The sequence below is a fragment of the Streptomyces mutabilis genome, from assembly GCF_014649815.1.
GTDB classification, from domain to species: Bacteria; Actinomycetota; Actinomycetes; order Streptomycetales; family Streptomycetaceae; genus Streptomyces; species Streptomyces mutabilis.
In genome coordinates, this window is sequence record NZ_BMTT01000215.1 from 1 (window position 1) to 595 (window position 595).

The 595-nt window shown below is 32.1% G+C and carries 1 protein-coding gene; it reads right to left on the minus strand.

Features of this window, described 5'->3' with window-relative positions; translation table 11 throughout:
• Positions 1–139: 139 nt before the first annotated feature.
• Positions 140–508: a 50S ribosomal protein L7/L12 gene (gene rplL, locus IE142_RS40085; protein ID WP_001832283.1), complete on the minus strand. Its 369-nt coding sequence runs from the start codon at positions 506–508 to the stop codon at positions 140–142.
• Positions 509–595: the final 87 nt, after the last annotated feature.

Genomic DNA, 595 nt, shown 5'->3' on the forward strand with positions numbered 1-595 from the left:
TTAATTAATTGAAAAACCCCGTTATTGGAATAACGGGGTTTTAACTTCTCAAAGAATTCAGGTTGTATTTGCATTGAAATCTATATTAAATAGGTTAAACATACATTTTCAACCTAACTATTTAATTAGAAAGTAGAAACTATTTTAATTCTACGCTAGCTCCAACTTCTTCTAATTGTTCTTTAAGTTTTTCAGCATCTTCTTTAGGCATAGCTTCTTTAATTACTTTAGGAGCTCCATCTACTAATTCTTTAGCATCTTTTAATCCTAAGCCAGTTGCTTCTTTAACTGCTTTAACAACTTTAATTTTTGAAGATCCAGCTGAAGTTAATTCAACATCAAATTCAGTTTTTTCAGCTGCTGCATCTCCGCCACCAGCTGCACCTGCTGCTGCTACTGGAGCTGCTGCAGTTACACCAAATTCTTCTTCAATTGCTTTTACTAAATCGTTTAATTCTAATACTGACATTTCTTTAATTGCTTCAATGATTTGTTCTTGATTAGCCATTTTATATTTCCTCCATTAATTTAATTTTTATGCGCAATTATTCAGCGCTTTCTTCTTTTTGTTCTCCAACAGCTTTAACTGCATAAG

Excerpts from the sequence above, each read along its gene's own strand:
- rplL (WP_001832283.1), bottom strand. The coding sequence starts at position 508 with ATGGCTAATCAAGAACAAATCATTGAAGCAATTAAAGAAATGTCAGTA.